At 48.5% G+C, this 9,323-nt stretch carries 9 protein-coding genes; 1 reads left to right on the forward strand and 8 read right to left on the reverse strand.

The window, feature by feature from the left end; all coding sequences use genetic code 11:
- Nucleotides 1-5 precede the first annotated feature (5 nt).
- The 3 genes from kduI to GKZ89_RS06420 form a co-directional block, all read right to left on the reverse strand.
- Nucleotides 6-833 (reverse strand): 5-dehydro-4-deoxy-D-glucuronate isomerase, encoded by an 828-nt coding sequence (kduI, locus tag GKZ89_RS06410; protein ID WP_155111576.1) that lies wholly within the window; start codon nucleotides 831-833, stop codon nucleotides 6-8.
- Nucleotides 834-852: 19 nt separating this feature from the next.
- Nucleotides 853-1,605 (reverse strand): 2-dehydro-3-deoxy-D-gluconate 5-dehydrogenase KduD, encoded by a 753-nt coding sequence (kduD, locus tag GKZ89_RS06415; RefSeq protein ID WP_277753201.1) that lies wholly within the window; start codon nucleotides 1,603-1,605, stop codon nucleotides 853-855.
- Nucleotides 1,606-1,723: 118 nt separating this feature from the next.
- A complete protein-coding gene (locus tag GKZ89_RS06420) occupies nucleotides 1,724-2,491 on the reverse strand; it encodes a DeoR/GlpR family DNA-binding transcription regulator (protein WP_155111578.1) in 768 nt (255 codons plus the stop codon).
- A 72-nt stretch (nucleotides 2,492-2,563) separates the two neighbouring features.
- Here GKZ89_RS06420 and GKZ89_RS06425 point away from each other — a divergent pair, with 72 nt between their 5' ends.
- Nucleotides 2,564-3,397 carry a type II toxin-antitoxin system SpoIISA family toxin gene (locus GKZ89_RS06425; RefSeq protein ID WP_155111579.1) on the forward strand — a complete coding sequence of 278 codons (834 nt, stop codon included), beginning with the start codon at nucleotides 2,564-2,566 and terminating at the stop codon, nucleotides 3,395-3,397.
- A gap of 827 nt (nucleotides 3,398-4,224) precedes the next feature.
- On the opposite strand, the gene GKZ89_RS06430 is transcribed toward GKZ89_RS06425, so the two are convergent.
- The 5 genes from GKZ89_RS06430 to GKZ89_RS06450 are packed head-to-tail and all read right to left on the reverse strand — an operon-like array spanning nucleotide 4,225 to nucleotide 9,109.
- Nucleotides 4,225-5,193, reverse strand: a complete 969-nt coding sequence (locus GKZ89_RS06430) for a sugar phosphate isomerase/epimerase family protein (RefSeq protein ID WP_155111580.1) — start codon at nucleotides 5,191-5,193, stop codon at nucleotides 4,225-4,227.
- A 21-nt stretch (nucleotides 5,194-5,214) separates the two neighbouring features.
- Entirely contained in the window at nucleotides 5,215-6,246 is a 1,032-nt protein-coding gene (locus GKZ89_RS06435) for a Gfo/Idh/MocA family protein (RefSeq protein ID WP_155111581.1), read from the reverse strand.
- Nucleotides 6,243-7,289 (reverse strand): Gfo/Idh/MocA family protein, encoded by a 1,047-nt coding sequence (locus GKZ89_RS06440; protein ID WP_155111582.1) that lies wholly within the window; start codon nucleotides 7,287-7,289, stop codon nucleotides 6,243-6,245. Before GKZ89_RS06440 ends, GKZ89_RS06435 begins: the two co-directional genes overlap by 4 nt.
- A gap of 29 nt (nucleotides 7,290-7,318) precedes the next feature.
- Complete coding sequence (locus GKZ89_RS06445; protein ID WP_155111583.1) at nucleotides 7,319-8,038, reverse strand: ThuA domain-containing protein; 720 nt, start codon at nucleotides 8,036-8,038, stop codon at nucleotides 7,319-7,321.
- Between the two features lie 33 nt (nucleotides 8,039-8,071).
- A complete protein-coding gene (locus GKZ89_RS06450; RefSeq protein ID WP_155111584.1) occupies nucleotides 8,072-9,109 on the reverse strand; it encodes a LacI family DNA-binding transcriptional regulator in 1,038 nt (345 codons plus the stop codon).
- Nucleotides 9,110-9,323 lie beyond the last annotated feature (214 nt).

Genomic DNA, 9,323 nt, shown 5'->3' on the forward strand with positions numbered 1-9,323 from the left:
CCTCCTTAACGTAAATCCTTCATCCCGACATGCTCCATATCGTCAAACGTGTAATTCTCCCCCGCCATCGCCCAGATAAAAGTGTAATTGCTAGTGCCGATTCCCGAATGAATCGACCAGCTTGGGGAAATCACTGCCTGTTCATTGCTAACAATCAGATGCCTTGTTTCAGATGGTTCTCCCATAAAATGAAAGACTCTCGTATCTACATCCATATCAAAATACAGATACACCTCGGACCGCCGGTCATGAATATGGGCCGGCATCGTGTTCCACATGCAGTTGGGTGCAAGAAGAGTCATCCCCATCATCAGCTGTGAGCTTTGAGCCCCTCCTGCATGGATGTATTTATAAATGGTCCGCTTGTTCGAGTTTTTCTCTTCCCCCAGATGAACGGGTGCGGCTTCATCGATCCCAATTTTCACAGCCGGGAACTCTTTATGGGCGAGCGTTGATAAAATATAATACCGGGCAGGGTGCTGAGGATTCTCGCTTTTCAAAACCACTTCTTTTTTCCCCATGCCAAGATAGAGGCAGTCCTTCGATTGAAGATGAAAGGCTTCTCCATCTGCTTCGATCGTTCCAGGACCGCCTATATTGATGATTCCCGCCTCGCGTCTTTCCAGAAAATAGCCGGTCTTTATGTCCGGCTCTGCAAGGATGACAGGCTCTTTCACAGGTACCGCCCCTCCAATCAGCATCCGGTCCTCATGGGTATACGTAAGGGTCAAACGGTCTGCTTCAAAAAGTGACTCGATCAGATAAGCACTTCTTAATTCCTCTGTTGTAAACCGTTTTGTCTCATTACGGCTTGCACAATGCCTCGTCTCCATTTAGCTCCAATCCCTTCGTTTAAAAATTCAGCCAGCCGCCGTCGACCGCCAAAATGTGACCGCTTACATAATTGGAAGCGTCAGATGACAGAAAAACAACCGGCCCTTTCAAATCCTCAGGAAGGCCCCATCTGCCTGCAGGGATCCTTGACTGGATGAATGCATTCCGCTCTTCATCCATCCTCAGCGCCTCCGTATTATCCGTTTCCATATAACCGGGTGCGATCGCATTCACACATATTCCTTTACCGGCCCATTCATTAGAGAGCGCTTTCGTCAAACCTGCGATGGCGTGCTTGCTCGCTGTATAGGCCGGCACCCGCAGTCCTCCCTGAAAAGAGAGCATGGATGCAATATTGATGATTTTTCCCGACCCGCGCTCCAGCATATGCCTTCCCGCTTCTGTAGAAAGCTGAAAGACGGCGTCTGTATTTAATTCCAGGACAGCCCGCCAATCCTCCATCGAGTATTCGGCGGCAGGAGCCCGGCGGATGATGCCGGAGTTGTTGACGAGAATATCGATTTTCCCCTTTTCCTCCAACGCCCGCTGGATGACACCGGACCGCTGAACCCGGTCGGACAGATCGGCCCGGATGCCGTAAAACGTGCTGCCCGCTTTTTCTGCTTCCGCTTTAACTTCCGTCATGTCGCTGATCCCGGCTCCGATGATGTCTGCACCTGCTTCGGCGAGCCCGATCGCCATCGCCCTCCCCAGACCTCTGCTCGCACCCGTTACCAATGCTGTTTTACCCTTTAAAGAAAATCGTGACAAAAGCAGCCCTCCACTTCCCATTCAGGTTCGCATGTGTATTTTTATGTTCGTTTGGTTTAGTTTAGCACATTTGCAGTCTAAGAGACAGCATTTTTTGGAAGTTTTTGAGATATAAGACTCATTCTCCCATACTTCCATAAATCATAGGCAGACGGTGGTCTTCAAGCTTGTTCCGCCATGAATCAGAGAGTCCGGAATCCGTAATGATCTCATCTGCATCCTCAAGGCTTGCATACCGAAAAAGAGCAGTCTGTCCGAATTTAGTGTGGTCTGTTACCAAGATGACCTGCTCTGCCAGTTTCATAATTGATTTTTTATAAGCTGCCTGTAAATGGCTAAACACTGTTAACCCGTTCACAGGATCTGCCGCTGTCGTTCCCAGGAACAGTTTTTTGACACGGATTCCCTTGAGCGCTTCTTGCGCGATCGGGCCATACAGTGCTGCAGAAGCAGGAATAACCGCTCCGCCCGGCACAATCAGCTGAATCTGTTCAGCTCCCAGCAAAGAATGTGCGATATTAAGATCATTGGTAACCACTGTGAGCTTTTTGCCATGCAGCAGTTTGGCAAGCTCGAGCATCGTGCTCCCCCCGTCCAGAAACACCGTATCATTCTCTTCTATCCGCGCAGCCGCAGCCTGAGCCGCTTCTTTTTTTTCAAAAATAAAGCTTGCCTGCCTTTTGTCTACCGGAAGCATCTCCGTTTGCTTCGGCAGGACCGCCCCGCCGTATATACGCTTCAGCAGCCCCTGTTTCTCAAGCATAATCAAATCCTGCCTGATTGTTTTTTCCGTCACAGCAAAGCTTTGGCTCAATTCTGTTACCTTGATCATCTTTTCCTTCTGCAAAAGCAGAAGAATCTGTTCATGGCGCTCAATAAAATGCATACTCCAATCCACCCTGTCTTTAACATTTTTTTCTGTCCTGTCCAATACAAATAGTATGGAAGGGGGAATACCATGTATATTCAATGGCTGCTTCTCATAATTGTGATTTACTCAAGCGCTGCAATCCTGCTGTTTATCCTTAACAGGACAGCCTACGCCTCCATCCTTCCGGCCCTGAGAAAAAGCCTGTACTTAGGGTTCCTGCTCTTCCTTGCCGTCTGCTTTTCCCTGGACCTCCTGTCGAGTAAAGACTGGCCTGTCATCCTCCAGCTTACAGCAGCAGCTGTCTTTACAGACCTGACCATTTTCCAGACACCGAATCTCCTTAAAATCGGCACCGCCGAATTCAAGCACAGTGAATGGATCGAACAAACCATCCAGCAGAATGAACGGACCATCGAATATATGAGAAAGAAATCAACCGCTTTTTCGCTAATTATACAGGAGGAGGAAGACCTCGCACCAAAAGATTGTTCCTATCAGGATTTTGAAGCGTACAAACGGTGCATCCTGCAATACACGGGTGCCTATACCGACCAGTTTGATTTTCACGTCCGGCTCTATCCGCTCGAAGGAGAGGATGATTACCGGTTCAGCAGCAGCATTTTACATGCCATGAATAAGCTTGAAACCATCTTTAATTTAAACATTCCGGATAAGCAGGAGACCGTTGAACAACTAAAGCAGGCACGGGTTCAAACCTTTGAGGAGCACGCCGTCGCTGCCATTCCAATCTATGGCATCTACTCCTGCCTGCTTGTCGTTTCCGCCAAGGAAAACCCAGTCCTAGAAATTGACACGCATCATATCATTAACCTCGTCAGCATTTTAGAATGGCGGATGCAGATGGAAAAAGGGGCGGCGGCGGGAGATGAGCAACCCGGGGCTGATGGGGGGATAGTATGAGCCGGCGGGGTCAGCCGCTCACTCTGATAAAGCTCTTCAATCCCTTTCAGCACAAGGGATTGAAAGGCTGAAGGGTTTAGTTATATTGATTTCACAGGGGACTTAGGGGGATAAACATGAATTTCACTGCTGTTTATTTCATAATCTTGGTGTGTTCAGTTTTAGTGAATTTCTATTTGGTTTTTGAATCGAACCGATATCGCCGCCAAAATAAATCCCGATTATCATGGTCAGAATTTTTCCGGGTAGATCATCCTCTTTATATTTTTTTATGGGTTTCATTGATTGGCATGGTATTAATTTCAATCGTTGCTCTTATAAGTGGTTACAGTCATATTCAGTTCTAAAACAAGCTTTTAGCAGCTGTTTCAGTTAGCTGGCTCGAAAGCAAAAAAGCAAATGCCGGAACAAAAACAGCGGGATGATACAGTTTTTAATTTGCCGCCACATTACAGCAGGCTTGCGGGATTCCGCGGGGTCAGTGTCCCTCACTCAGATAAAGTACTAAAGCTCCGGCACTCTTTCTGCATTCCCTTGCAGCACAAGGGATTGCAAAGGGTAGCCTCTGTCCCCTGGTGCGTTAAAGCAGCAGGGGACTGGCACCGGGTCTGTCCCGCAGTTCACTGCAGTACTAAAGCTCCGGCACCATCGCTCTAATCCTTTATCCCCCAACGGCTGAGAGCGCCAAGCCTCTGTCCCCCGATGCGTTAAAGCAGTGCGGGACTGACCCCCTTCCCTATTCTCCTATTGATGCTCACCCTGGCGCAGCAGCACCTCCCTGCCATCCCCCATAAGAAAAACCGGCCCTATCAGGACCGGCTTCCGCTTTATACCCACCACATTTCAGCAGGCTTTTCTTCGATTAGTACAGATTGCAGGTTGGTGACAGCGCGTTTGAAACCTTCCTGGATGCTCATGATCGGGTCTTCGTGTTCAATGCTCACGACATAGTCATAGCCGTATGTGATTAGGGTGCTGATCATCCGGCCCCATTCGTCGTTGCTGTGGCCGCATCCAACGGAGCGGAAGGACCATGCACGGGATTTCACCTCGCCGTACGGCTGCATATCTGTCAGACCGTACATGTTGACGTTCTCTGGATCAATGTGGGTGTCTTTTGCATGAAAATGGTGAATGGCGTTTTCCTTTGCCAGGATCTTAATGGCGGCAACCGGATCGATTCCCTGCCACCACAGGTGACTCGGGTCAAGGTTTGCACCGATCGCCGGGCATGTTTTTTCACGCAGTTTTAACAGCGTGTATGGTGTGTGGACGAGAAAACCTCCATGAAGCTCAAGGCCGATTTTCACGTTGTGCTCTTCAGCAAGCTTGCCGACTTCCTTCCAATAAGGAACTAGCTTGTTCTCCCATTGCCAGGTAAGGACGTCTCCATATTCGTTCGGCCAAGGAGTAACAGGCCAGTTAGGATATTTTGCATCTTCTGAATCACCGGCTGTCCCGGAGAACGTGTTCACGACCGGAACATCCATTAAGGAAGCAAGCTTGATGGTTTTTCTAAGGGTTTCATCGGATTCTGCCGCAAATGCACGGTCAGGTGAGATCGGATTTCCGTGGCAGCTGAAAGCACTGATGATCAGGCCGCGGCTTTCCACCTTTTCTTTGTATTGAGCCCTTGCCTCTTCGTTCTCCAGCAGCTCGTCAAGGTTACAGTGGGCGTTGCCCGGATAGCATCCTGTCCCGATCTCAACTGCATGAAGTCCTGCTGCTTTTACGGTATCAAGCATTTGCTCAAATTCCAAATCGGAAAACAAAACAGTGAACACTCCCAGTTTCATGTCTCCATCTCCTTTAGTTCATTATTCTTGAACGGTGATCCTGCTGCTTTCGTATATGGCATCGATGACTTCGGACACCTGCATCGCTTCTTCAGGCTTGACGATCAGTTCTTCTTCATTAAAACAGGCAGCGATGAAATTTTTCGCCTGAAGAATGCCGGGATCTTCTTCACCCGGAATCCAGGCCGGCTGGCTGTTGAAAAGCATGTTGTACTTTGTCGTATACAGCTCCATCGGAAATACACTGATTCCCCCGTTTACACCGGATATGCTGAGATGCTCTTCATCATCACGGATATTCGTCGCCCACGACGTTTCAAACAGGAGAGACGTCCCGTTTTTAAAACGGATATAAGCTGTTACATGGTCGTCCACGTTGAATTTCTGGTGATCGTAATGGCCCCAGAGATTGACCTGATTCGGGATTTTGCTCAGCGCGTTATACGTGCTCCCGGTCACATCCTTGATTTCCGGGTTGCCGATCAGCCAGAGCGCAAGGTCGAGAAGGTGGCAGCCGTAGTCAATAAGGCTCCCGCCTCCCTGCAGCTCTTTATTTGTAAAGACGCCCCAGCCCGGGACTTTCCGGCGGCGGAGCGCCTTGATCCGGACGACGAGGGGAGTGCCGATTTCTTCCGTGATCATGACCTTTTTGGCAGCCTGGGATTCTTTCATATATCGGTAATGATACGCAATGGCAAGCTTTCGTTCATTAGCACGTGCCGTTTCAATCATGCCCCTGCATTCTTCAGCAGACAGCGCCATGGGCTTCTCACAAAGTACATGGACGCCTGCTTCAAGCGCGTTAGTCGAGATTTCGGCATGGTATTTGTTCGGTGTGCAAACGACTACAGCATCGACTTCGGGAAGCATTTCGGTATAATCCCCGAAAAACTGCGGAATCCCAAATTCTTTTGCTACGTCTTCGGCCCGGTGAACGTTAATGTCGCTGACAGCCGTTATTTCTGCCTGATCTGAAAAGTGGCGGAAAGAGGGGATGTGTCTCCCGGTTGCGATCCCTCCTGCACCGATGATGCCGATTTTCAGCTTTTTCATGCTGTAACGCCTTGGTTAATGGCAACAATTTTTTTAGTCTTGCCGGATTCAAGTGCAGCAAGAATGACTTCCAGCGACTTCATCCCCTCTTCACCTGTTACAAGCGGCTCTTGATCTTCTTGGATGCAGTTGATGAAATACTTCATCACTCCTGAGGAAACCTGTCCGCCTTCCTCGTTTGATTGGATCTGGCCCAGCTCAAATTTAGCAGTCTCCTTATTGGAGTATTGGATGATCAGGCTGTATTGGGGATCATCCTCAAGGCGGATAATCCCGTTCTCACAGTAAATGATGGTGGAGTTATCCTCTTTGCCTGTATAAGACCAGCTTGCAGTCAGCGTTCCAAGGATTCCGGAAGCTGTTTTAAGGATACAGACGGCGTTGTCATCCACATCTCCAAAAGTCTTAGCACTCGTCTCTACAAAAGCTCCGACTTCGGTGAACTCTTCTCCTAAAAGGAAACGCATTAAATCGGTCTTATGGACACCCAAGTCGCCCATGGCTCCGATGAATGCTTCTTCTTTACGGAAAAACCAGCTGTCTTTTCCATCGATGCTCCATGCCTCAGGACCAGGATGGCCGAATGCCGTACGGAAGCTGTAGATTTTGCCCATCTCTCCTGAAGCGATAATCTTTCGGGCTTTTTGGTGTGCAGAAGTAAAGCGCTGATTGTGCGCGATCATCAGTTTTTTCCCGGACTCTTTTGCTGCTGCGATCATCGCTTCTGCATCTTCTCTGGATGTGGCCATCGGCTTTTCGCACAGCACATGCAGACCAGCCTTCAGTGCAGCGATGGAAACCGGTGCATGCAGATAATTTGGTGTACAGACGCTGACCGCGTATACCTTTCCGCTTGCGATCAGATCTTCATAGTTCGTATAGGCAGCTGCTCCGTATAGAGAAGCCGTCTCGTTTACCCGTTCCTCGACAATATCGCATACCGCTGTAATTTCCACTGCCTCATCTGATGCGTATTCAAGAAGATGGCGGTGTCTGGCAATGCTTCCGCAGCCCACGACACCCATTCTGATTTTTGTTGTCATAATCGTTCCTCCTTATAAGCGGTTCCTCATTATTTTGGTGAAATGGTTTCAAGCGGCTGTGCATTGCCGTAAACAGGCTTTTCCCGTTTAGCCGGCGCTGCCCATTTGACTGCATTTTTGATGACTGTCTGAATATCTTCATTATGGTAAGTCGGGTACGTTTCGTGCCCCGGACGGAAATAGAACACTTTTCCGCTGCCTCTTTTGTAGGTACAGCCGCTGCGGAAAACTTCCCCGCCTTCGAACCAGCTCATGAAAATAAGTTCATCCGGTGCCGGGATATCAAAATGTTCCCCGTACATTTCTTCTTTTTCAAGTTCGATGTACTCTCCGATTCCTTCCGTGATCGGGTGGCTTGGTTCAATCACCCACAGCCGTTCCTTCTCATCTGCTTCGCGCCATTTTAAATCACAGCCGGTGCCCATCAGGGATTTAAAGATTTTGGAAAAATGTCCGGAGTGCAGAACAAGAAGACCCATTCCGTCTAATACCCTGTTTTTCACCTTTTCAACGATTGCATCGTCTACTTCTTCATGAGCCAGGTGCCCCCACCAGATCATGACATCTGTATCATTCAAAACATCGTCTGTGAGACCATGTTCAGGCTGGTCCAGAGTCGCTGTCTGAACACGGTGTCCTGCTTCCTCAATAAAGCCCGCTATCGCTCCGTGTATTCCCTTTGGATAAATGTCTCTCACAACAGGATTTTTCTGTTCGTGCCGGTTTTCATTCCATACAGTTACGTTCATTTCTGCACCATCCTTATGTAAATTCATTTTATGTTAACCGTTTACGTATTCTGCAGTTGACTCTCTCACAGCGAGTTCAACCGGCAGGACTTCTGCTTGAATTTCCTTCCCGCACCCGAACAGTGCCGAGAAAATCATTTCCGCTGTTTTGGTTCCTTTTTTTAAAATATCCTGGCTGATCGTTGTTAAGCTCGGAGTCAGGTACTGGCTGACATTCAGGTCATCAAATCCGGTGATGGATAAATCTTCAGGGACTCTCCTTCCAGCAGATGCGAAGACCCTCATGATCCCGAGGCACAGGGCATCGGATGTGGCGAAGATAGCCGTAACCGGCTCGCCGCTTTCCAAAATCATTCTGCCCGTGTGCAGCGACGATTCAAGGGTGCTGTCACCGCTTTCAAAAATAAGCCCGGCTTTAAAAGGGACCCCATACTCGCTCAGCGCCTTTTTGTACCCCTTTATCCTCTGCTCATCTACAGGGCTGTCTGCTGCAGCTCCCACGGCCATGGCGATGACGGTATGACCTAATGACAAAAGATGATTCGTGGCCAGATAGCCGCCTCTTTCATCATCGATGTTCAGTTTGTGGCAGCTTTCTGCCTGGATATCGTATCCGTCAACCAGTACCATAGGAATGGCGATATCCTTGGCGAGTTCTTCCGCTACAGGCCCTGAAGCATTCATGACGATTAATCCGTCAAGGTTCCTGCGCTGCACCCACTGGCTGCACTCATCAGCACTGCTGATGCCTGCGAGCAGGATGTCGTAGCCATGGCCCCTTGCTACACTTTCCACTCCGCTGATAAACTCATTGTAATACAAATTATTCTGGAAAACAGGCAAGGTGGAGTCGTGGCTCAGGATTTTAAGCAGGCCGATCAGCTTTGACTGTTTCTTCGATAGACTGATAGCCGTAAGATCAGGCATGTACTGCAGCTCATCAATGGCTCTCTTAATCTTTTCTTTCGTACTGGCGGAAACTTTATTTTTTCCATTCAGCACATAGGAAACAGAAGCGCTGGAAACACCGGCATGCCTGGCAACATCTTTTATGGTCACTTTTCTCTTCATATTACCTCCTGGTTAACCGGTTAACTCCCCTTACATACTAAACGATAATTTTTTAAAAAACAATCATTATTTTTCAAATTTTCAAGATTAAGAGAACGTTTGCATAAACGTATAGATTCAGTATCAGCAAGCTGAAGGGAAATAGGCATGAATCCAGATATTTTTCTCCCCTCTCAACATATAAATATATCAGGATGGATTGTAAGGGAGCGAT

The sequence above is a fragment of the Metabacillus mangrovi genome (assembly GCF_009711125.1).
Lineage (GTDB): Bacteria > Bacillota > Bacilli > Bacillales > Bacillaceae > Metabacillus_B > Metabacillus_B mangrovi.